This is a genomic window from Paraburkholderia sp. CNPSo 3274 (assembly GCF_024206475.1).
In the GTDB taxonomy this organism is placed as follows: domain Bacteria; phylum Pseudomonadota; class Gammaproteobacteria; order Burkholderiales; family Burkholderiaceae; genus Paraburkholderia.
Genome location: NZ_JAMBPR010000035.1, coordinates 18,117 through 40,766 on the forward strand (window position 1 = coordinate 18,117; position 22,650 = coordinate 40,766).

Here is a 22,650-nt window from a genome sequence, read left to right on the forward strand (position 1 = left end):
GCCAACTGAGCCGGCAACTGCATCTGGCGGTACCAACCAGGAACGCGACCATCCATGAACTATCCGGAATTTACCGCCCGCTTCGAGGAAGCGGGCGCGCGGCCAATCCAATGGCCCCATACAACCGGCCTGACCTGCGGAGAGGCGCTCGTCACCCTGCTCGAGGGATACGGCGTCCAGTACGTTTTCGGGATCCCAGGCGTGCATACGGTCGAGCTCTATCGGGGTCTCGCCGCTTCGTCCCTTCGCCACGTCACGCCGCGCCATGAGCAGGGTGCGGGCTTCATGGCGGACGGCTATGCACGTGTGACCGGAAAACCGGGTGTGTGCTTCATCATCACCGGGCCGGGCATGACGAACATCGCGACCGCGATGGCGCAGGCTTATGCCGACTCCATTCCGATGCTGGTGATATCGAGCGTGAATGCACGTCGCGAACTCGGCAACGGAGACGGACGCCTTCACGAACTGCCGTCGCAGCGCGACGTGTTCGCCGGGCTGACTGCGTTCTCGCATACGCTGCTCGATGCTGCGGAACTGCCCCAGGTGCTGGCCCGAGCATTTGCCGTTTTCGGCGGCGCGCGGCCGCGACCCGTGCACATCGAGATTCCACTGGACGTGATCGTCGCGCCAGCTCGCGGCATGAACCTGATCCCGGCCGTGCTGCCAGCGAAGCCGGCAGGGTGCCCGGCGGCCCTCGCTGCGGCGGCAGACCTGCTCGCTACGGCGCAACGGCCGCTGATTCTCGCAGGCGGTGGTGCACTGCACGCCGCGGCCGAACTGGGGGAACTCGCCGAGCGCCTGCAGGCGCCGGTTGCGCTGACGATCAACGCCAAGGGGCTGCTGCCGCCGGGACACCCGCTGCTGATCGGCTCGACGCAATCGCTGCCGCCAACGCGGGCGCTGGTCCGCGAAGCGGATGTCGTGCTCGCGGTCGGCACCGAGTTGGGCGAAACCGACTATGACGTGGTGTTCGACGGCGGGTTTTCGATTGAGGGCAGGCTGATCCGCATCGACATCGACGCGCAGCAACTGATGCGCAACTTCAGTCCCGACGTGGCCATCGCCGCCGATGCGCGGCAAGCGCTTGGCAGTCTGTCGACGCGGCTGCATGAATGCGTCACGTCGGCGCTTCAGCGCGACTGGGGCGCGCAGCGGGTTGCGCTCGCGAGGCAGGCCGTGGAGGCCAGCTACGACGCGCCGACGCGCTCGCAGAAGCGCCTTGTCGATACGATCACTGCCGCGTTGCCACACGTCATCATTGCGGGCGACTCGACCAGCCCCGTGTATGCGGGCAACTTCGTGCACGATGCACCGGAGCCGCGTTCATGGTTCAACTCGTCGACCGGCTACGGCACGCTGGGCTATGGGCTGCCCGCGGCGGTTGGCGCGAAGCTTGCGGCACCCGATCGCCCCGTGGTGTGCCTGATCGGCGACGGCGGGCTGCAGTTCACGCTGCCGGAACTCGCCAGCGCCGTTGAAGCAAGGGTGCCCGTGACGGTTCTCTTGTGGAACAACTTTGGCTATGGCGAGATACGGCGGTACATGACGGCGCGCGACATCGTGCCTGTCGGCGTCGATATCCATACGCCTGACTTTCTCGCGCTGGCGCGCGGTTTCGGCTGCGTGGCCTGCCGCGTGGACACACCCGATGCGCTTGCTGCCGAGTTAAAGCAGGCCGTATCGCGCGACATCCCCACCGTGATCGAAGTGAACGAAGCAGACTGGTTTGCGCGGGTGCCGGCATGAAACAGCATGAATGGCTCGAGCCTGGCGTGGCACTGCGTACGCAGCTCTACATTGACGGCTTCTGGTGTGCGGGCGAGGGCGGCCAGCGTCTGCCGGTCGTCAACCCATCGACCGAAGCAACGATTGCCCAGGTCGAGGCCGGCAACGCCGCCGATGTCGATTGCGCCGTGCGTGCCGCCGCACGGGCTTTCCGCGCCTGGAAGAAGACAACCGGCGCACAGCGTGCAATTTTGCTTCGTGCGATCGCTCACGGCGTGAGCGACCGGCGCGAGCATCTGGCGGCGCTCCAGTCGCTCAACAACGGCAAACCGCTGGATGAAGCGCGAATCGACGTGAGCGACGTCGTCGCCACTTTCGAGTACTACGCGGGCCTGGCTGAACAACTCGACGCAATCGGCGAATCCGAGGTCGCCATTCCCAGCGACGACTATCAGGCGACCATCGTGCGCGAGCCAGCGGGCGTGGTTGCGCTGATCGTGCCGTGGAATTTTCCGATGGTCACCACGGCGTGGAAGCTCGCGCCCGCGCTTGCGGCCGGTTGCACGGTCATTCTCAAGCCATCCGAAATAACACCGCTGCCCGAGCTGGCGCTTGCGGCGATTATCGCGGACGCCGGTGTGCCGAGAGGCGTGGTCAACGTCGTTACGGGCACCGGCACCGAAGTCGGGGCGCCGTTGGCGGCACACCCGCTCGTCGCGAAGGTTTCATTCACCGGAAGCACGGCGGTTGGCGCGCAGGTCATGAAAACTGCAGCGGACACGATCAAGGGTGTGAGTCTGGAACTGGGCGGGAAGTCCTCCATCATCGTGTTCGCCGACGCGGATCTCGATCTCGCCACCGACCTCGTTGCAGGCGGCGCGTTCTTCAATGGCGGGCAGATGTGCTCGGCCACTTCGCGTGTGCTGGTCGAGAGACCTGTAGCGGACGCACTTGCCGCGCGTCTCGCAGACCGGGCGACGCGCACGGTCGTGGGCGATCCATTCAAGCCCGGCGTGCAAATGGGGCCGCTCACCAACCGCTCGCAGTACGAACGCGTGCGGCGCTACATCGCGCGCGGCAAGGCGGACGGCGCGCGTCTCGTGATCGAAGGCGAGGCGCCAGCCGGTCCCGGCTACTTCGTGAAGCCGACGATGTTCGTCGATATCCCACTCGAAAGCCCGCTGTGGTGCGAGGAGATCTTTGGCCCCGTGCTGTGTCTGCGCAGCTTCGATACCGAAGACGAGGCCATCGGCGCGGCCAACGATACCGAGTTCGGCCTGGTCGCCACGGTCGTCACGCGCGACGCCGGGCGAGGCAGGCGAGTGGCGGCCGAGCTGGAAGCGGGCGTGGTGTGGATCAACGCGCCGCAGGTCATCTTTCCTCAGACCTCATGGGGTGGCTACAAGCGCAGCAGCATCGGGCGCGAACTGGGTCCGTTCGGGCTCGCCGCCTTCCAGGAAATCAAGCAGGTGCTCATGCCTGCCGGGCGCGCCGGCGCTCCGGAATGCGTTCGCGGCGCATGAGCATTTGTCATGGCGCGCATGCAGAGATTTCGTTTGTTGCGGGTTATTGACGCACGTAGAGTCCATTCAAGCAGCACGTTCGCGTGACTTTTGGTAATGGCAGCGCGCAATGGGCAGCGGCCATACGGTTCAATCAGGAGATGACCATGCAGGGGATCAAGCTGGGGAGAAGGCAGGCCATTAAGGCAATCGGCACGGCTCTGGCGGCATCGGCGCTGCCCATGCCGTTCATCAGTACTGCCAGGGAACAGGAGAAGAGCTATGCGGGCAAGACGCTTCGTCTGCTTACCTGGTCCGACGATACCGGCGCAGCGGCCTTGCGTAACATCGCCGCCACGTTCAGCCAGAAGACCGGCGCGCAGGTGATCGCCGACCGCGCCGATGGCACCTCCGGCATGGTCGCGAAACTCAAGGCGGCCGGCGACCGGCCGACCTACGACGTGATCACGCTTGCCGGGGTCGGCGCCTCCGGTCTCGCCGATGCGGGCCTGCTGATGAAGCCGGACCTGAACAAGCTTCCAAACCTGAAAGACGTCGCGCCGCAGTACCGGACGGGTGCCAACGGATTCGGCGTCGGCTACCTGCTGTGGTCGGACGGGCTGATCTACAACACGTCCACCGTGAAGACCGCACCCTCGACGTACGAAGCACTTTGGGATCCGAAGTATGCGGGACGCCTGTTCCTTCCGCCGCCCGAGTGGGCCGAAGCGGTCGATCTGGCGATCATCGCCGCGAAGATGGCTGGCGGCTCCCAGCAGAATATCGACCCGGGTTTCAAAAAGCTCGCCCAGTTGAAAGACCGCGTGCTGACGCTCGGCGAAAACCCGAACCAGGTCGCCGATCTGTTCCGCACTGGCTCGCTCGATATTGGCGGCATCTATGCACCGGCATTCTTCCCGGACCAGATCCGCAAGCCCGAGTACAAGATGGCCGTGACTTACGGCATGAAAGAGGGCTTCGCAACCCAGCTGATGTTTACGGTGATTCCGAAGTCACATCCCGGCGATATCGATCTCATCCACGCTTTCATCAATCATTCACTCGATGCCGGCGTGCAGGGCCGCATGGCCGCCGACGTGCTCAATGGTCCGGTGAACTCGCGCGCGGTCATTCCCGCCGAAAGCCGCGCCTTCGTGCCGTCGCCGCAGCAGATCGCCGAGAAGGCCGTGCTTCATGACGACAAAGCGCTTGCCGCGTTGCAGCCTGCGTGGATCAAACGCTTTACCGAGATCTTTTCCGCGTGAGCGCCATGTCAGCACTCTCTTCTCGCCGCGCGGGCGCGCCGGCTTCTGCCGGGGAATCAACGGCCCAGCACAATACAGCAACGGCGCTGCCGCGCGTCCCGCCGTTGCTGCTGCTCGCGCCGATCCTCGCGTTTCTTGTCGTGCTGATCGCGGCGGCGCTCGCCGTGCTGCGGATGAGCTTCGGAACCCCAGGCAACGAGTGGCATGCCTTCACGCTCCAGAATTACGTCGACCTCGGAGACGCTTACTTCCTGCGCTCGCTCTGGCTGACCTTGCGGCTTGCCTTCCAGAGCATGATCGTCGCCGTCGTGCTGGCGATTCCAGTGGCACTCGCGATGGCGCGTACGCAGTCGCGCACCGCGCGGCGCCTCCTGCTTGCCGGCGTGCTCCTGCCGCTGCTGGTCAACCTGCTGCTGCAGGGCTATGGGTGGCTCGTGATACTGGGGCCCGCGGGCCTCGTCAATCACACGCTGATGGCCACCGGCCTGATCGAGCGTCCGGTGTTGTGGCTGTATCGCGAGAACGGCGTGCTGCTCGGACTGATTCAAACGGCCTTTCCGCTCGCCGTGCTTCCCATATCGAGCGCGATGCGCGCGGTGTCGCGCTCTTACGAGGAAGCGGCGGCTACCCTCGGCGCAAGCCGCTGGCAGACGCTGCGCCACGTGATGCTGCCGTTGGCGATGCCTGGCATCGTCTCAGGCGCGTTGCTCGTGTTCGCCTATAACGCGAGCGCGTTCGCGGTGCCATTGCTGCTGGGCGGACGCCGGGTGCCGATGCTCGCCGTGCTGGTGCACGATCAGGTGGCGCCGTTGCTGAACTGGCCCGCCGCGTCCGCCTCGGGTGTGGTCCTGATGGCTGCGACGCTTGCGGTGATGGCCATCTCGCAACGGCTGGTGCGCAACCTGCAACGCCACGCGGAGTCCCGCTCATGAATGCCTTGCGTATCCCCCTGACGATGCCCGGCCGCCTCAGTCGCGTGACGGGATTGTTCGCGACGATCGTGCTCGTTCTCGCCGCGCTGCCGATTCTGACGATGATCACGATGTCGTTCGGCAATTCCGACACGCTCGAATTTCCGCCGCAGAGCTTCGGCTTTCACTGGTATCGGGCCGCATGGCACACCTTCGTGTCGCCCGATGCGAGCGACGTGCTGTCCATGGGCACCGCGCTTACGACGAGCCTCGTCGTAGCGGTTTCAACGATGTTCATCGCCACCGCCGTCTCCGTGCCCGCTGCTTATGCGCTCTCGCGCTATCGCTTTCGCGGCAAGGCCGTGATCGAGCAACTGGTCGCGCTGCCGCTGGTTTATCCGCTCGTGATGCTGGGGCTTTCGCTGCTGCTCGTCTTCAATGTCCTGCCGGTGGAACTGGGCATGGGGCGGCTCGTCATTGCACACGTCATTCTTGCTCTGCCGTTCACGGTGAAGAACTGCGCGGCATCGGTTGCGTCGATCGGACCGGAGTTCGAGGAAGCAGCCTGCGTGATGGGCGCGAGTCCGCGGCGTGCGCTCGTTGACGTCGTGCTGCCGCTCATGCGCCCCGGCATTCTCGCCGGCATGCTGTTCGCGTTCATCATTTCGTTTAACGAATTCACGGTGACGTTCTTCCTCTATGGCATCAACACGATGACGCTGCCTGTCTGGCTCTACAGCCGCACCGTTTCGTCGCTCGACCCCACTGTGTTTTCGTTCGCGGTCTTCATCGGGCTGATCGACTTTGCCCTGATCTGGCTGCTCGAAAAGCTCGTCGGCGACGAAGGCGTGGCGCTCTGATCGCTGCTCCGTACGTGGTCCCCGGGCACAAAGGAACTCTCATGACCCATCTGTCTTTGCAGGGCATCACCAAGCGCTTTCACAACGCGTTCGCGCTCGACCATGTTGATCTCAACGTTCCGGACGGGAAGCTGGTGTGTTTTCTCGGACCTTCCGGCTGCGGCAAGACGACCCTGCTGCGTATCATCGCGGGCCTGGAAACGCCGACTTCCGGATCGGTGATGTTCGCGGGCCGCGACCTCACGCATGTGCCGGCGAACCGGCGAGACTTCGGCATGGTGTTTCAATCGCTCGCGCTGTTCCCGCATATGAGCGTTGCGGAGAATGTCGCCTATCCGCTGCGCTTGCGCGGCGTCGACAAGAGCGCACAAGCGAAGCGCGTGGCCGATCTGCTCGAACTGATCCAGCTTCCGCACATGGCGAACCGGCCAGTTACACAGCTTTCCGGCGGGCAACGCCAACGCGTGGCAATTGCACGTGCGATTGCCTCGTCGCCGAAACTGTTGCTGCTTGACGAGCCCCTCTCGGCGCTTGACGCGAAGCTGCGTGAAGCGATGCAGGTCGAAATTCGCCTGCTGCAACAGCGGCTTGGCATCACGACGATCATGGTCACGCATGACCAGCGCGAAGCGATGACGATGGCGGACGAGATCGTGGTGATGCAGAAAGGGCGCATCGCCCAGGTCGGCAGGCCGCTCGACATTTACCGCGATCCCGTGAATGAGTTCGTGGCGGACTTTATCGGCCTCGGCAACATTTTGCCAGTGACGCTCGAAGCCGACGCTGGTATCGCGCTGCCGGGCGGCCAGCGGATCGCCGTCAATGCTGCGATGCGCACGCCTGAGCGGGCGGGCGACATCCGCCTGCTCATTCGCCCGGAGGACGTGTGTGTACGGCCCGCGACTGCGAATCCCGGCCCGAACGTCGTTGCCGGCAAGGTGACGTTTGTCCGCGACGTGGGCGCGCAGATCGAAGCGACGATCGATTGCGACGGCTTCACGCTCACCGCCGCCACCACGCCCCGCGAGACGCCGGACCTCGAAGTGGGGCGGCCAGTGCTCGCCGAGATGCCAGCACACGCGTGGAGGCTGATTCCGGCGCACACCGGGCATTGAAACCCCGCAATGAACCTTTTTACCCCCAAGAGAAGCAGTTGGAAGGAGACACCCGTCATGAACACCACTCACTTCACCACGAGCCCCATGCAGCGCCTGGCGGCTCGCACCATCGCAGCCTTCGCGCTTGCCGGCACGGCTGCCCTCAGCGCGTTCGCACCGCTCGCACATGCGGACGCCCTCGACACGATTGCGAAATCGGGCGTCGTGCGTGTCGGCGTATTTGAGGACTATCCGCCGTTTGGGTCGATCGGGCCTGACATGAAGCCACAGGGCTACGACATCGACGTGGCCAATCTGATCGGGAAGGCCCTGAACGCGAAGGTCGAACTCGTGCAGGTGACCGGCGACAACCGCATGGCCTATCTGGCGGATCATAAGGCGGACATGCTGCTCTCGGTTGGCCAGACGCCTGAGCGCGCGAAGGTCATCGACTTCTCGCAGCCGTATGCGCCGTACTATCTCGCTGTATTCGGTCCGAAATCGCTGCCAGTGAAGAATGCGGGCGATCTGGCTGGCAAGACGGTCGCCGTTGCGCGCGGCACACTCGAAGATCTGAGCGTGTCCAAGGTGGCGCCACCCTCCGCGGTCATCAAGCGCTTCGACGATCCGAACGGCGCGATTTCCGCATTCCTGTCCGGCCAGGCCCAACTGCTCGTGGTTGGCAACGATGTCGGCGCGACCATTATGGCCCGTCATCCCGCCAACGATCCCGAGCAGAAGTTCTCGTTGTTCAGTTCTCCAGATCACGTTGGCCTGAACAAGAACGAGCCGCGCCTGAAGCAGAAGGTCGACGACGCCATCGCGGCCGCAAAAAAGGACGGCTCGATGAACGCCATCTCGCTCAAGTGGCTGCGCGCCCCGCTGCCGGCCAGTCTCTGATGCGCTCCGGCCCCCGCTTACCTGAACGATAGACGGCGCAGCGATGACTTACACATTCGACTTTAGTGACTTCGGTCTTTACGCGGGCATGCTCGCGCGCGGCGTGGAAGTGACGCTAGGCCTGACGGCGGTCTCGACCGTGCTGGGCGGCATGCTCGGCATTGCTGGCGCGAGCCTTGCCGTCGCGGGCCCGAGGTGGGTGCGCGCGCTGGTTGCGTCCTACGTCGAGCTGATCCGCAACACGCCTTTTCTCGTGCAGCTCTTCTTCGTGTTTTTCGGGCTGCCGGGCCTCGGCGTGCAGATCAACGAGATGCAGGCGGCGGTATTGGCAATGACCGTCAATCTGGGTGCCTACTCGACCGAGATCGTGCGCGCCGGCATCGATTCGATCCCTCGCGGCCAGCGCCAGGCGGCAATGGCACTCGGCTTGCAGGGGCGGCAGGTTTTCCGCCATGTCGTGCTGCCCCAGGCGCTCGCCAACGTCTTCCCGGCGCTGCTGGGCCAGGTGCTGATCGTGATGCTCGGCTCGGCCGTAGTCTCGCAGATTTCCGTGCCCGACCTGACCTATGCAGCCAACTTCATCCAGTCGCGCAACTTCCGCTCGTTCGAGAGCTACGTGATCGTCACTGTGATCTATCTGCTGCTGTCGATCGTGCTGCGGCTGCTCATCAACCGGCTTGGCAAGGGTCTCTTCGCCGGACGCACCGCACGCGGCGCTGGTGCCTCACGCACCTCTCTGCGCTCGCGGTTTTCCGGTCACGCCCGCATGGCTGCATCCCGCCTTTCGAAGGAGCGTTCGTAATGGTCGAGTTCACTCTCTGGGATATCGCGCGCAACCTGCTGCTCGCCGCGCGCTGGACCGTTTTGCTCTCGCTTTGCGCATTCGTTGGAGGCGGCATCGCGGGCCTCGTGCTGCTGGCGATGCGAGTTTCGCCAGTGGCCTGGCTGCGTCGCATCGCTGTGCTGTACGTCGAGCTGTTTCAAGGCACGCCACTGCTGATGCAACTCTTTCTCGCGTTCTTCGGGCTGCCCCTCGTGGGAATCGAAGTTTCGCCGTGGCTGGCCGCAACGGTGACGCTTATCCTCTACACGAGTGCCTACCTGGCTGACATCTGGCGCGGGTGCGTCGAAGCCGTGCCGCGAGGGCAGTGGAGCGCCGCAGCCAGCCTCGGCATGACATGGCCTCAACAGTTGCGTTACGTCGTCTGGCCCCAGGCATGGAAGATCGCCGTGCCGCCCACGGTCGGCTTTCTCGTGCAGGTGGTGAAGAGTACGGCGCTCACCTCGATCATCGGCCTGACCGAGCTGACCAAGACCGGAACCATGATCACGAACGCCGTGTTTCGTCCATTCCCGATCTACGCGATGGTCGCACTGCTGTACTTCGCGATGTGCTTTCCGCTCACGTGGTATGCGCGTGTGCTCGAAGGCCGTTACCAGCGCGGCCGCCACCGCTGAACACATGAACTTCAACGCTCTTCAGACGCAGGTTTCGACATGATTACCATTAGCAACGTATCGAAGTGGTACGGTCAGTTCCAGGTGCTCACTGACTGCACGACGGAAGTGAAAAAGGGCGAAGTCGTCGTGGTGTGCGGCCCGTCGGGCTCGGGAAAATCGACGCTCATCAAGACGGTCAATGGCCTCGAACCGTTTCAGAACGGTGAGATCAGGATCAACGGCGAGTCGGTTGGCGACAAGAAGACCAATCTGTCGAAGCTGCGCTCGAAAGTGGGAATGGTTTTTCAGCATTTCGAACTATTCCCGCATATGTCGATTACCGAAAACCTTACGCTCGCACAGATGAAGGTGCTCGGCAGGCGAAAGGACGAGGCCGCCCAAAAGGCCTTGGGGCTGCTGCATCGCGTGGGCTTGCGCGCTCATGCGGACAAGTTCCCTGGCCAGCTCTCAGGCGGTCAGCAGCAGCGTGTTGCGATCGCCCGCGCGTTGTCGATGGACCCGATAGCGATGCTATTCGACGAGCCAACTTCGGCACTCGATCCGGAGATGATCAACGAGGTGCTGGACGTGATGGTCGAACTCGCTCAGGAAGGCATGACGATGATGTGCGTCACGCATGAGATGGGCTTCGCGAAGAAGGTGGCGAATCGCGTGATCTTCATGGACCAGGGGTGTATTGTCGAAGACGATCTCAAGGAGGCGTTCTTTGCACAGCCGAAGTCCAGCCGCGCGAAGGACTTTCTTTCAAAGATCCTTCACTAGCACGCTCCCGTCAAACCGGACACGCGGATCCCATGCGACGCCTTCCTCCACTCAACGCATTGCAGGTATTTGAGGTGGTTGCCCGCCACCGCAGTTTCACCTGTGCTGCGGAACATCTGTGTCTCACGCAGGGAGCCGTGAGCCGGCAGATCCTCACGCTGGAGGACTACTACAAGTTTCCGCTTTTCATAAGAGGAAAGAAGGGGCTTACCCTGACGACCGAAGGAGAGATGCTGCTGCCCGTCGTGAAGGAGGGTCTCGCGCGCATCGAAGAGATGTCGCTGCGTTTGACGCGGCAGCGCACGGATCTCGCAATGAAGGTGCCGACCTGCATCATGCGCTGGATGTTGCCGAGAATCATGCGGTTTCAGGGGGAACACCCCGACTTGCTGGTGCAGATCACAGCAACCTGGCAGCATGACGTTGACTTCCAGGTCGAGCCGTTCGATGCTGCGATCATCTACGGTTCGTCCCCAGGGGCCGATGTTCACGCGGTGCCGCTCTTCGACGAGCGGATTACACCGGTATGCGCGCCGGAACTGCTGAACAGCAAGCCGCTCGCACAGTTCGACGATCTCTCGCATTTCACACTGCTGCACCCGACGCGAGACCATCGTGACTGGAGACAGTGGCTTGATCAGGTCGGCGCGACCCAGGTGGACGCGAACATGGGTCCGAGTTTCGAAACACTCGATCTGGCGACGAACGCGGCCATGCAAGGCTTCGGCATCGCAATCGGCGACCGGACGCTGGTCGATGACGACCTCGTGGCGAGGCGGCTTGTGATGCCGTTCGACAAGGTGATCGAAACGGGCGCGCGCTATTACTTTGTCTATCCCGATTGCGTGGCGCATCAGCCAAAGATGAAACTCTTTAGCGAGTGGATGGCACTGAATCGCCAACAGCAACCGGCGATGGCGGCTGTATAGGAAGACCGCAGGCGAGCGCGCTTACTCGCGGAACGTCTTCGCGGTTTCCGTTGCGGCACGCCTTAGGTCTGGCACGAAGGCGAGCAGGTCGTCGAGTGCGACGCGTCCGACCGGCGCCTGGACGGCGATTGCCGCGCACGCACGGTTGCGGTCCAGCATTACGGGAACGGCGATCGCGATCAAGCCCTGTAAATGCTCCTGATTATTGATCGCGAGCTGCCGGCGACGTGTCACCGCCAGCTCCTTGCGCAACGCTTCGCGGTCGGTGATCGTTTGCTCCGAATGCGCGCGCAGCGGCAGCGTGTCGATCATGCGGTCGCGCCGTTCCTTGGGCAGAAAGCTCAGGAGCAGCTTGCCGCTTGCCGAGCAGTGCAGCGGCACGTGCGAGCCCGGCTGCAGATGCATGCGCAGCGGCCATTCGGTCTCCACGCGGTCGACATAGACCACGTCGTTGCCGGCGAGCATGGTGAGATTGCAGGTCTCGCCAATCTTTTCGACGAGCTGTTCGAGCAGCAGATGCCGCGCCGCCGCCGGCCCCGCATGCATCAGCACGTTCACCGCCATCATTCTCACGCGTGCCGAACACTCGTACAGCTTGTCGTTGGCGCCGCGTGTGACGAGCCACGCGTCGGTGAGCTGGGTCAGAATGCGGTGCACCGTCTGCTTGGGCAAACCGAGCGCCTCCACCAGATCCATCATCGCCAAAGGATGGCCCGCCTGGGCTAGCGTTTCCAGCACACGGAACGCGCGGACTGCCGCCGCATTCGATTGGTTCGATGTGGACACGCTTGTCTCCTGCGTCGGGTGCATTGTGCGGTTGACGCTAGCTTTCCCGTCATTGTGCATCTCCCGGTGCGATTTTCGGGACTGGTGAAAGTCCCGAAAATCGCATATTCCGCGGCTCCATAGCCGTGTGTCTCCGATTGTGCGGGAATCGGGACTCGCATTCACGCGCCGATGAATAGATTGGCAGTACAGCCAATTATTTGATCGGAGCGCGCCGATGAATGTGAGAGAGACCGTTGCCAATGCCGCCGGTGCGGGCAAACCCGAAGCGCCCGCGCCGCAGGTCGCCGCGCTCGTGGCGCGAGCGCGTGCGGCGCAGCAAGCCTTCGAGTTCGCCGGGCAGGCAACCCTGGATACCGCTGCGGCGGCGGCCGCGTGGGCGATCATGGAGCCCGGCCGAAACCGCGAGCTTGCCGAGCGGGCTGTGCGCGACACAGGGCTCGGGAACGCCGAAGACAAGTTCCGCAAGAACTACCGCAAGACGCTCGGACTGCTGCGCGACCTGCATGGGAAAAAGACCTGTGGCGTGATTGCGCGAGACGAGGCCACGGGCATCGTCGAAATCGCACGCGCGGTCGGGGTGGTCGCGGCGATCACGCCATCCACCAATCCGGCCGCGACGCCGGCCAACAAGATCATCAACGCGCTCAAATGCGGCAATGCGGTGATCGTCGCGCCCTCGCCGAAGGGTTATGGCGCGTGCGAGGCGCTCATCGGCTTCATCCATACGCAGTTCGCCAAAGCGGGGCTGGACCCGGCGCTCGTGCAGATGCTGCCCGCGCCCGTGGACAAGACCGCAACCGCCGCGCTGATGCGCGAGGCCGACCTCGTGGTCGCGACGGGCTCCCAGGCCAATGTGCGCATGGCCTACGCCAGCGGCACGCCGGCCTTCGGCGTGGGGGCCGGCAACGTGGCCTCGATCGTCACGCGCACGGCGAACCTTCGCGATGCGGCGCACAAGATCGCCGCGTCGAAGACCTTCGACTACGCGACGAGTTGCTCGTCGGAGAACAGCGTCGTGATCGACGAGGCGGTCTACGACGCGATGCTGCGCGAACTCGCCACCTGTGGTGGCGTGCTGCTCGACGCGCAGCAAAAGGCGCAATTGCAGGCGGCGATGTGGACCGACGGCAAGCTGTCCTCGCGTTGCACCGCAAAATCTGCGGCACAGATCGCGCGCGCGGCGGGCCTCGACGAAGTGGCGACGCGCGAGAGCGCGTTTCTGATGGTCGAGGAAAGCGGCTTCGGGGCGAACCATCCGTTTTCGGGCGAAAAGCTCGCGCCTGTGCTCACGGTCTACCGCGCGCGCGATTTCGACGATGCGGCGGATATCGTGCGCAGCCTTTACGCGTACATGGGCGCGGGTCACTCGGTCGGCCTGCACACGGGTGAACCGAACCAAGCCGTGACGCTGGGTTCGAGGCTGCCGGTGGCGCGCGTGATCGTCAACCAGGCGCATTGCTTCGCGACGGGCGGCAACTTCGACAACGGCCTGCCGTTCTCGCTCTCGATGGGCTGCGGAACCTGGGGGCGCAACAACTTTTCGGACAATCTCGGCTTTCGCCAGTACCTGAACATCACGCGCGTGGCGTACCCGATCGCGGAGCACGTTCCCGAGCTCGACACCTTGCTCGGCGACTATTTCCGGAGGTTCGGCCAATGAGCGCGCCCGCCACGATCCGCGCGCTGATCGAAGCACGCGCCGCCCAGTACCCGGACAAGCCCTTCCTCCTGGCGGCGCCCGACGAAGGTGCCAATGAAGGTGCCAATGAAGGTGCCGAGGAGACTGCCAATTCGGCCACAACAGGCGCGACACTCACCTTCGGCGCGCTGCTCGAGCGCTGCCAGGCGCTCGAGCATGGTTTTCGCGACGCCGGCCTGAAGCCGGGCGACGTCGTTTCGGTCCTGATGGGCAACGGCATCCAGACTGCCACGCTGCTGCTCGGCGCGATGTACAGCGGACTGATCGCGCATCCGCTGAACCTGCTTTGCCAGGCGTCCCAGCTTGCCTATGTCGTCGAGCATTCGGATACGCGGATGATCTTCGCGAGCGCGCAGACCAGCATCGCGCTTTCGGCGGCGCTCGCCGCGCTGCGCGAGCAGGGCATGTCGCGCAACATCGCGCTCGTGCGTACGGAGCCGGATGCCGTCGCATTGCCGGTGCTGCCCGCGCTCGAAACGGCGGCCGCCGATGTGGCGAGCGCCGTGCCGGCGTCGTTCCTCACTGGCCTCGAGCCTGCGCCAGCGGAAGTCACTGGCGGGCCCGACTGTGCGGACATCGCCCTCCTGATGTACACCTCGGGCACGACCGGTGCGCCGAAGGGCGTGCTGCTCAGCCACGAAAACCTTTATGCGAACGCGCGCAACATCAGCCTCGAGCACCGGCTCGCCGACGATGACCGCGTGCTGGCATCGCTGCCGCTGTATCACATCAACGGCCTCGTCGTGACCTTGCTTGCGCCGCTCTGGCACGCGGGCTCGGTCGTGCTGACGCCGCGTTTCTCCGGGCGCACGTTCTGGCGCGACGCCGCCAGCTACGGCTGCACGTGGATCAACGTGGTGCCGACCATCGTCGCCTATCTCCTCAACGGCGACGCACCGCGCGGGCTCGATCTCTCCGCGCTCAAGTTCTGCCGCAGCGCGTCTGCTGCGCTGCCCGCCGACCATCATCGCGCATTCGAGGCGCGCTTCGGCATTGGTGTCATCGAGACCATGGGGATGACCGAGACCGCCGCGCCGGTCTTTAGCAATCCGTACGACGCATCGCAGCGCCGGATTGGCAGCATCGGCCTGCCATCGGGTGGCGAAGCGCGCGTGATCGATCGTGACGGCCACGAATGCGGGCCGAACGAGTGCGGCGAAATCGTGTTGCGCGGCGCGCAGGTCATGCGCGGCTACTACAAGCGCCGCGAGGACACGGCGAAGGCGTTCACCGCCGACGGCTGGCTGCGCACCGGCGACCTCGGCTATCGCGACGACGAGGGCTACTTCTATATCAACGGCCGCTCGAAGGAGCTGATCATCAAGGGTGGCGAAAACATCGCGCCGCGCGAGATCGACGAGGCGCTGCTACGCCATCCGGGCGTGCTCGATGCGGCGGCCGTCGGCGTGCCCGATCCCGCCTATGGGCAGGAGATCGTCGCGTTCGTGGTTCCGCGCGAGGCTCACTGGCAGGGCGCGCCCGACCCGGACGATCTGCGCGAGCACTGTCTGCGCGAGCTGGGCCGCTACAAGACACCGAGAGAGTTCCGCTTCGTGAGCGAACTGCCGCGCGGCCCTTCGGGCAAGGTCCAACGGCTGAAGCTCGTGACGCCCTCGGGCTGACACGCGCCTCGCACCAACGCGCATTCGCCCCGGCGACACAAAAGAGAGACTCAGGAGACGATGACATGAAGCAGCACGCGCAGCGCATCAAGACGCGCCATATCATTCTCGCGGTGATGTGCCTGATGTATTTCATCTCGTACATCGACCGCGTGAACATCGCGATCGCGGCACCGCTGATCCGCCACGAAATGGGCCTGAGCGCGGTGCAGCTCGGCCTGGTATTTTCCGCGTTCGCCTATCCCTATGCCGTCATGCAGATCATCGGCGGCTGGCTTTCGGACAAGTTCGGTCCAAAGCTCGTGCTCACCGTGCTCTCGTCGATCTGGGGCGCGGCGACGCTCGCCACGGGCTTTGCCGGCAGTGTCGCGATGCTCGTGGGGCTGCGCTTCGCGCTCGGCGTGGGCGAGGGTGGGGCGTTTCCCACGGCCACCCGCGCTTTCACGTACTGGATGCCGGTGGGCGAACGCGGTTTCGCGCAGGGCATCACGCACAGCTTCGCGCGCCTGGGCGGCGCCGTCACGCCGCCGCTCGTGCTCGCGGTGGTCGTTGCAGGCGGCTGGCGCGACGCGTTCATCTTGCTCGGCATCGCGAGCCTCATATGGACGGTGCTCTATCTCTTCGTATTCACGAACTCGCCGGAACAGAACCGGCGCGTCACGCCCGAAGAGACCGCCGAGATCGGCTATTGCAAGGGCGACTGCGACCGCGCGAAGCGCGCGGCGACACCGTGGCGCAAGCTCGTGCGGCGCATGTGGCTCGTCACGTTCGTCGACTTCTGCTATGGCTGGCTGTTGTGGGTCTATCTCACCTGGCTGCCGTCGTATCTGAAGGAGTCGCGCGGCTTCGACCTCAAGCAGCTCGCGCTCTTCACGGCGCTGCCGCTGCTCGCAGGCGTGGTGGGCGACACGCTTGGCGGCGTGGTTTCGGACAAGCTCTACAAGTGGACGGGCCGGCTACGCTTCGCCCGCTGTGCGGTGCTCGTGACCGGCATGGGCGGCTCGCTCGCTTTCCTGCTGCCCATGGTGTCCGTCGCGAACCCGATGGTCGCGGTGCTCTTCCTCTCCGCTTCGTTCTTCTTCCTCGAGATCACGAATCCGGTGCTGTGGACGCTGCCGCTCGATATCGCCGGCAAGTACGCGGGTACGGCGGGCGGCATGATGAACACCGGCTTCGGCATTGCGGGGATGGTGTCGCCGGTCGTGTTCGGCTACCTGATCCAGCACACCGGCAGCTATAACGTGCCGTTCATGATCTCGGCTGGCTTGCTGGCGCTTGGCATCGTCGCAGCGCTCTTCATCGATACCGCGCGCACGGTCGAGGCCGACGAGGAACGCGAGCGGCGCATGGGCCCGGAAGAGGCGGGGGCCTTCGCGTTCCTCGACAGCATGCCGACGGTGCGGCTCGAACGGCACACGCTGCGGCGCCCGCTGCGCTGGTGGCGCTGAGCCGGTGTGGACCGCACAGCGTTGTTCAGGGCATGCATGCGGCGGCCCCAAAGGCATCCGGGGGACCGCCGCGCAGGTACGCGTTACGCGCCGCCGTCGAGCTTGCGCAGGCGCCAGATGAGGCTCGACGTGTCGAAGCGGCTGCCGCCCAGGCGCTGCACGTCGCCATAGAACTGATCGACGAGCGCGGTAACCGGCAGCGCCGCGCCGTTGCGCTTCGCTTCGTCGAGACAGAAGCCGAGGTCCTTGCGCATCCAGTCCACGGCGAAACCGAAGTCGAATTTGTTGGCCATCATGGTCTGGCCGCGGTTGTCCATCTGCCAGCTCGCGGCGGCGCCCTTGCCGATCACGTCGAGCACGAGTGCCATGTCGAGCCCCGAGCGCTCGCCGAAGTTGATTGCCTCGGAAAGCCCCTGCACGAGGCCGGCAATGCAGATCTGATTGACCATTTTGGCGAGCTGGCCGGCGCCCGCCGCGCCCACCAGCGTCACGGCCGCCCCATAGTGGGCGAGCGTGGGCTTCGCGCGCTCGAAGGCCGTGGCTTCGCCGCCGCACATGATCGTGAGCTTGCCGTTCTGGGCGCCCGCCTGGCCGCCCGAGACGGGCGCGTCGATGAAATGCAGGCCATGTTCGGCGGCGCTCGCCGACAGCTCGCGCGCCACGTTGGCGGAGGCGGTCGTGTGGTCGGCGAACACGGCGTCGCGCGCCATGCCGGCGAATGCGCCATCCGCGCCGAGCGTGATGCTGCGCAGGTCGTCGTCGTTGCCGACGCAGGCAAGCACCAGATCGGCGCCCTGAGCCGCTTCGCGCGGCGTGGCGGCCGCGCGGCCGCCGTATTCGGCGACCCATTGCGCGGCCTTTTCGGCGGTGCGGTTGTAGACCGTGACGTCGAGCCCGGCTTTGGCGAGATGACCGGCCATGGGATGGCCCATCACGCCGAGGCCCAGGAACGCGACACGGCGTACCTGATTAGGGGCGGACGAGGATGCGGATTGGCTCACAGTGGCTCCTTGGGGTGGGGTTTGAGGCTGGGGCGGCTTCATTATCTCAGCTATCGGCGCGGCGCTTGAGCGGCGTCCGCACAAGGCTGCGCCGTCCGGGACGCGACCTGCACTCAGCCTGGACTCAACGATAGGGCGCAACTGGCACTAGCCTCGCGCGTTTTTGTCAGCCGATACTCGGTACAACAAGACGGCCTGGCTGGCCTTGCTCGCGATCGGAGCAGGGCGTCCAGGCCCGCAAAAGGAGACAAGGATGCTCAGGTATCTGATCGGAATCGGCCTGCCTTTTCTGGGCGTCATCGGCGCGCTGCCCTGGGTGGCCGCGCAGCAGGACCGCTACGTCTTTGGCGTGCCCTTCATCTACGCGTGGATCTTCGCGTGGTTCCTCGTGACCTCCGCGTGCCTTTTTGTCTGCTGGCATTTCTTCGACCGGCACCGCTACGCGAACGAGAACTAGCGAGCGCCAGCTGCGCAGACAGCATCCGGGCGCCACCGCCGCCCCTCCCACCGTCTCCACCCTGGAGAGCCGCGCATGTCCACATTCGTTTTCTCGCTCCTGATCGCCTTTTCGCTGTATCTCGCCATCCGCTCCCGGCGCGGCCACGGCAAGCAGAGTGTGCACGACTTCTTCGTCGCGTCGCGCCAGTTCGGCGTCGCGCTCGTGTTCTTTCTCACGGCAGGCGAGATCTACAGTATCGGCACGATGGTCGGCTTTCCGGGCGGCATCTATGCGAAAGGGCCGACCTACGGCATCTGGTTTCTCGGCTACATCCTGCTGGCTTACCCCATCGGCTATTTCATCGGGCCGCGCATCTGGGAGGTCGGCAAGCAGCACAACGCCATTACGCAGGCGGACCTCTTCAAGGGCCACTATCGCAGCCGCGCGCTCGAGCTGATCGTGGCGGGCTCGTCTATCCTGTTCCTGATACCCTGGGGCGAACTGCAGTTCACGGGCCTCGTCGCTGCGCTCAAGGGACTCGGCTGGCACGTTCAGCCGGTTTGGCTGATCATCGTTTGCGCCGCGCTTGCGTTCACCTATATCGCCATTTCCGGCGTGCGCGCCTCCGCCTGGATCGCCGTGCTCAAGGACATCCTGATGCTGCTCGCGATCGTCGTGACGGGCGTGGCCGCCGCGTGGATGGCGGGCGGCACGCACGAGGTCTTCCAGGCCGCGAGCCACCAGGTGAGCAACGCCATGACGACGCCGCAACTGCGCTTCTCCATGAGCACGATGCTGTTCCAGTCGCTCGGCTTCTACATGATGCCGTTCGCGGCGCAGGGCTTCTTCACGGCGCGCGGGCCCAACACGATCCGCCGTACCCAGATCGCGATGCCGCTCTACATGATGATGTACCCGTTCCTCGTGGTGGCCTCGTACTACGCGATCAGCGCGAACCTCAAGCTCGCCTCGCCCAACGACGCGTTCTTCGCCGCCGCCGTCCACCTGCTCCCGGACTGGCTGCTCGGCCTCGTCGCGGCGGGCGCCGCGCTCTCGGGGCTGCTCGTGCTGGCGGGCATCTGTCTCGCGATCGGGCCGATCGTCACGCGCAACCTCATTCCGAACCTGCCCGAGGCGCGCCAGAAGCGCACCGCGAAATTCGTGATCGTGGCCTATCTGGTGGTGTCGATCACCACCACGCTGCTCACGCCGAACCTCATGCTCTCGCTCATCAACACGACCTACTATGGCATCACGCAGTTCCTGCCCGGCATGCTGATCCTGCTCGCCGGGCGCCAGGTGCGGCCGGGTGCGGTGGCGGCCGGCATCGTCTGCGGCCAGGGCCTCGCGATCGTGTGCTACGCGCTGCATATCGGCTTCGGCGGCATCAATCTCGGGCTCGTATGCCTCGGCGTGAACGTACTCGTCGTCTTCGTGGGACATATCCTGTTGCGGCCGTCCGGGCGGCGCTATGCCATGCCCGATCCGCTTCACCGTCATTCATAGGAGTTGAGCCTGTCAATGAATCCGCAAGCCTCGTCCTCTTCTGCCGGTCAGCCGGTCACGGTTTTCGCGGCGCGCCGCATCCTCACGCTCAACCCCGGCCAGCCGCATGCGACGCATGTGGCCGTGCGCGAGGGGCGCATTCTGGCGGTCGGCACGAGCGAGGACGCCGCGCGGTGGGAGACGCAATTCGGCGCCTGCGCGCGGGACGACACGCTGCGCGACAAGGTGCTGATGCCCGGACTCGTCGAAGGCCATTGCCACCTGATGGAGGGCGCGGTATGGGATGCAGTCTACGTGGGCTACTACGACCGTCGTGGGCCGGACGGCACGCTGTGGCACGGGCTGCGCACGCTCGACGCGGTGCTCGAACGCCTCTCGGAAGCCGAACGCGCCATGACCGACGACGGCCCGTTGCTCGCGTGGGGCTTCGATCCGATCTACTTCGGCGCGGCCCGTCTTAAGACACGCGAGATGGACACGGTCTCGGCGAGCCGCCCGATCGCCATTCTCCATGCGAGCGTGCATTTGATGAACGTAAACAGCGCGATGCTCGCGCTCGCCGGCATCGATGAGGACACGGACGTGGACGGCATCGCGCGCGACGCGCAGGGCCAGCCCACGGGCGAGCTGCAGGAATTCGCGGCGATGTTCCCGATCTACCAGGTGATTGGCGGCAAGCTCGCGATCGCGGCCAGCGAGAAGCCGCACGCGGTCTGGAATTTCGGCCGCGTCGCGCAGCTCGCGGGCGTGACGACCGCGACCGATCTCGTGAACGACCTTTCGCCCGAGGGCAACCGGACCTTGCACAGCGTCACTGCCGACCCCGACTACCCGGTGCGCATCGTGCCCGCGTTCGCTCCGCAGCGTAATCCCGCGCAACGCGCGGCCGGCGTGCTGGAGGCGATGGCGGGCAATACCGACAAGCTGCGCTTCGGGCCCGTCAAGTTCATCGTCGATGGCTCGATCCAGGGCTTCACCGCGCGCGTGCGCTGGCCCGGCTACGCGGGCGGGCAGCCCAACGGCCTGTGGCTGATTCCGCCCGAGCAGCTGGTCGAGGTGTTCGAGCCGTACCACTGCGCAGGCCTGCAACTGCATATCCACACGAACGGCGACGAAGCGACCGAAGTGGTGCTCGACGCGCTTGCGACGCTGCTCGCGCGCCATCCGCGGCCCGACCACCGGCACACGCTGCAGCACTGCCAGATGGCGGACGCGGCGCAATTGAGGCGTATCCGCGCGCTGGGCCTGTGCGTGAACTTCTTCGCGAACCACATTTACTATTGGGGCGATGCGCACTACAGCCAGACCATGGGCCCGGACCGCGCGAACCGCATGGACCCGGCCGGTTCGGCGCAGCGCATGGGCATTCCCTACGCGTTGCATTCGGACGCGCCCATCACGGCGCTGAGCCCGCTTTTTACCGCTTGGTGCGCGGTGCGGCGCGAAACGGCCACCGGGCGCGTGCTGGGCGAGGCGGAGCGGCTCACGGTCGATGAGGCGCTGCATGCGATCACGCTCGGCGCCGCGTACACGCTGCGCCTCGATCACCTGATCGGCAGCGTCGAGGTGGGCAAGTTCGCCGATTTCGCGGTGCTCGACGAAGACCCGAGCACCTGTGCGCCGGAGCGCCTGAAGGACGTGCCGGTGTGGGGCACGGTGCTCGGCGGACGCGTCATGCGCGCCCCGCGATGAATCCCGCCGCCACGCCGCCGACCGTGCGTGAGCCGATCGACCTCGCGGTGATCGGCGGCTACCTCGGCGCGGGCAAGACCACGGTGGTCAACCATCTGCTGGAGGCGCCGCACGGCAAGCGCATTGCGGTGCTCGTCAACGACTTCGGCGCCGTGAATATCGACGCGCGGCTCGTGCGCGCGCGCAGCGACGACGTGATCGAGCTCGACAACGGCTGTATCTGCTGCACGATCGGCGGCGCACTCGTCGATGCACTCGCGCGCCTCGCCGCGCGCGAAGAGCGGCCGGACCTCCTGCTCATCGAAGCGAGCGGCGTATCGGACCCGGCGAAGATTGCCCAGGTGGGCTTGCTCAACGGCGCGTTTCGTCTCACGGCGGTGCTCGTGGTGGTGGACGCGCCGGAGCTCGTGCGCACGCTTGTCGATCCGCTGGTCGGCGCGATGGCGCAGCAGCAGATCGACAGCGCGAGCGCGGTGATCGTCACGAAGCTCGACCTCATCGCGCCCGAGTCGCGCGAGCGCGCCGTCTCGGATGTGCGCGCGCTCGCGGCGACCGATATCGTCGTGGCCGCGAATCACGGCCGCGTGCCGCTCGCACTGCTCTTCGACGCGAGCGCGCCGCAAACACCCGCACTCGCCGATGCCGGCCGCTGGCAGCATCGGCCTCTCGGGCAAAACGCCAGCGTGTTCCCCACCTTTCAGAGCCTGGCGCTAGCCGCGCCCGCTGTACTGGAAAAGGTGCGCCTGCGCGCGTGGCTCAAGGCGCTGCCGCGCACGATCCTGCGCGCAAAGGGCTTCGTGCGCGTGGTGGATGCAGAGGGCCGCGTCAGCACGCGCGTGTGCCAGGTCGCGGGCCGCCGGCTGCGCATGACGCCGCCCACACAGGGCGAGCAGGCGGCGAACGGGACGGAGAGCGTCATGGTCTTCATCGGATTCATCGATACGCAGACCGAAGGGATGCTGCGCGACGGACTGCTCGCGTGTTGCGTGCGTGCCGCCGCGTAGTGGCGCCATGTAGTGCCGCATTGAATGCCGTGCGC

At 65.2% G+C, this 22,650-nt stretch carries 20 protein-coding genes; 18 read left to right on the top strand and 2 right to left on the bottom strand.

The features are described 5' to 3' along the window. The first annotated feature begins 54 nt into the window (after nucleotides 1-54). The 11 genes from M3I54_RS23400 (at nucleotide 55) to M3I54_RS23450 (ending at nucleotide 11,415) form a co-directional block, all read left to right on the top strand. Entirely contained in the window at nucleotides 55-1,749 is a 1,695-nt protein-coding gene (locus M3I54_RS23400; RefSeq protein ID WP_254340293.1) for a 5-guanidino-2-oxopentanoate decarboxylase, read from the top strand. Further along, nucleotides 1,746-3,251, top strand: a complete 1,506-nt coding sequence (locus M3I54_RS23405) for an aldehyde dehydrogenase family protein (protein WP_254340295.1) — start codon at nucleotides 1,746-1,748, stop codon at nucleotides 3,249-3,251. Before M3I54_RS23400 ends, M3I54_RS23405 begins: the two co-directional genes overlap by 4 nt. Nucleotides 3,252-3,397: 146 nt before the next feature. After that, nucleotides 3,398-4,495 (top strand): PotD/PotF family extracellular solute-binding protein, encoded by a 1,098-nt coding sequence (locus tag M3I54_RS23410; protein WP_254340298.1) that lies wholly within the window; start codon nucleotides 3,398-3,400, stop codon nucleotides 4,493-4,495. 5 nt (nucleotides 4,496-4,500) lie between these two features. Continuing rightward, nucleotides 4,501-5,427 (top strand): ABC transporter permease, encoded by a 927-nt coding sequence (locus M3I54_RS23415; RefSeq protein WP_302059095.1) that lies wholly within the window; start codon nucleotides 4,501-4,503, stop codon nucleotides 5,425-5,427. Then, nucleotides 5,424-6,266, top strand: coding sequence for an ABC transporter permease (locus M3I54_RS23420; protein ID WP_254340300.1), 843 nt, complete (start codon nucleotides 5,424-5,426; stop codon nucleotides 6,264-6,266). Before M3I54_RS23415 ends, M3I54_RS23420 begins: the two co-directional genes overlap by 4 nt. Before the next feature lie 41 nt (nucleotides 6,267-6,307). Beyond that, nucleotides 6,308-7,381, top strand: coding sequence for an ABC transporter ATP-binding protein (locus tag M3I54_RS23425; RefSeq protein WP_254340301.1), 1,074 nt, complete (start codon nucleotides 6,308-6,310; stop codon nucleotides 7,379-7,381). Between the two features lie 87 nt (nucleotides 7,382-7,468). Beyond that, nucleotides 7,469-8,263 carry a transporter substrate-binding domain-containing protein gene (locus M3I54_RS23430; RefSeq protein ID WP_375542198.1) on the top strand — a complete coding sequence of 265 codons (795 nt, stop codon included), beginning with the start codon at nucleotides 7,469-7,471 and terminating at the stop codon, nucleotides 8,261-8,263. 43 nt (nucleotides 8,264-8,306) lie between these two features. Continuing rightward, entirely contained in the window at nucleotides 8,307-9,065 is a 759-nt protein-coding gene (locus M3I54_RS23435) for an amino acid ABC transporter permease (protein WP_254340308.1), read from the top strand. Beyond that, the gene (locus M3I54_RS23440) at nucleotides 9,065-9,721 is read left to right on the top strand and encodes an amino acid ABC transporter permease (protein ID WP_254340310.1); all 657 of its coding nucleotides are present in this window, start codon (nucleotides 9,065-9,067) and stop codon (nucleotides 9,719-9,721) included. The genes M3I54_RS23435 and M3I54_RS23440 overlap by 1 nt, the downstream gene beginning before the upstream one ends. A 39-nt stretch (nucleotides 9,722-9,760) precedes the next feature. Further along, nucleotides 9,761-10,486: an amino acid ABC transporter ATP-binding protein gene (locus M3I54_RS23445; protein WP_254340312.1), complete on the top strand. Its 726-nt coding sequence runs from the start codon at nucleotides 9,761-9,763 to the stop codon at nucleotides 10,484-10,486. A 32-nt stretch (nucleotides 10,487-10,518) separates the two neighbouring features. Continuing rightward, complete coding sequence (locus tag M3I54_RS23450) at nucleotides 10,519-11,415, top strand: LysR substrate-binding domain-containing protein (RefSeq protein ID WP_254340314.1); 897 nt, start codon at nucleotides 10,519-10,521, stop codon at nucleotides 11,413-11,415. A gap of 21 nt (nucleotides 11,416-11,436) precedes the next feature. Here M3I54_RS23450 and M3I54_RS23455 read toward each other — a convergent pair whose 3' ends face one another. Then, entirely contained in the window at nucleotides 11,437-12,201 is a 765-nt protein-coding gene (locus tag M3I54_RS23455; RefSeq protein WP_254340316.1) for an IclR family transcriptional regulator, read from the bottom strand. A 217-nt stretch (nucleotides 12,202-12,418) separates the two neighbouring features. Here M3I54_RS23455 and M3I54_RS23460 point away from each other — a divergent pair, with 217 nt between their 5' ends. The 3 genes from M3I54_RS23460 to M3I54_RS23470 all read left to right on the top strand — a co-directional run bounded on the left by M3I54_RS23460 (nucleotide 12,419) and on the right by M3I54_RS23470 (nucleotide 16,973). Further along, nucleotides 12,419-13,864, top strand: a complete 1,446-nt coding sequence (locus M3I54_RS23460; RefSeq protein WP_254340318.1) for an aldehyde dehydrogenase family protein — start codon at nucleotides 12,419-12,421, stop codon at nucleotides 13,862-13,864. Further along, nucleotides 13,861-15,525 carry an AMP-binding protein gene (locus M3I54_RS23465; RefSeq protein WP_254340321.1) on the top strand — a complete coding sequence of 555 codons (1,665 nt, stop codon included), beginning with the start codon at nucleotides 13,861-13,863 and terminating at the stop codon, nucleotides 15,523-15,525. Before M3I54_RS23460 ends, M3I54_RS23465 begins: the two co-directional genes overlap by 4 nt. A gap of 65 nt (nucleotides 15,526-15,590) precedes the next feature. Continuing rightward, nucleotides 15,591-16,973 carry an MFS transporter gene (locus M3I54_RS23470; RefSeq protein ID WP_254340323.1) on the top strand — a complete coding sequence of 461 codons (1,383 nt, stop codon included), beginning with the start codon at nucleotides 15,591-15,593 and terminating at the stop codon, nucleotides 16,971-16,973. Nucleotides 16,974-17,056: 83 nt separating this feature from the next. On the opposite strand, the gene M3I54_RS23475 is transcribed toward M3I54_RS23470, so the two are convergent. Next, on the bottom strand, nucleotides 17,057-17,974 hold the full coding sequence (locus M3I54_RS23475; protein WP_254340325.1) for an NAD(P)-dependent oxidoreductase: 918 nt from the start codon (nucleotides 17,972-17,974) through the stop codon (nucleotides 17,057-17,059). Between the two features lie 253 nt (nucleotides 17,975-18,227). Here M3I54_RS23475 and M3I54_RS23480 point away from each other — a divergent pair, with 253 nt between their 5' ends. From M3I54_RS23480 to M3I54_RS23495, 4 genes are all read left to right on the top strand, one after another. Next, on the top strand, nucleotides 18,228-18,431 hold the full coding sequence (locus M3I54_RS23480; protein ID WP_254340327.1) for a DUF3311 domain-containing protein: 204 nt from the start codon (nucleotides 18,228-18,230) through the stop codon (nucleotides 18,429-18,431). 75 nt (nucleotides 18,432-18,506) lie between these two features. Further along, the gene (locus M3I54_RS23485; protein WP_254340329.1) at nucleotides 18,507-19,919 is read left to right on the top strand and encodes a sodium:solute symporter; all 1,413 of its coding nucleotides are present in this window, start codon (nucleotides 18,507-18,509) and stop codon (nucleotides 19,917-19,919) included. Nucleotides 19,920-19,934: 15 nt separating this feature from the next. Further along, a complete protein-coding gene (locus M3I54_RS23490; RefSeq protein ID WP_254340331.1) occupies nucleotides 19,935-21,611 on the top strand; it encodes an amidohydrolase in 1,677 nt (558 codons plus the stop codon). Continuing rightward, nucleotides 21,608-22,615 (top strand): GTP-binding protein, encoded by a 1,008-nt coding sequence (locus tag M3I54_RS23495; protein ID WP_254340333.1) that lies wholly within the window; start codon nucleotides 21,608-21,610, stop codon nucleotides 22,613-22,615. The genes M3I54_RS23490 and M3I54_RS23495 overlap by 4 nt, the downstream gene beginning before the upstream one ends. The last annotated feature ends 35 nt before the right edge of the window (nucleotides 22,616-22,650 follow it).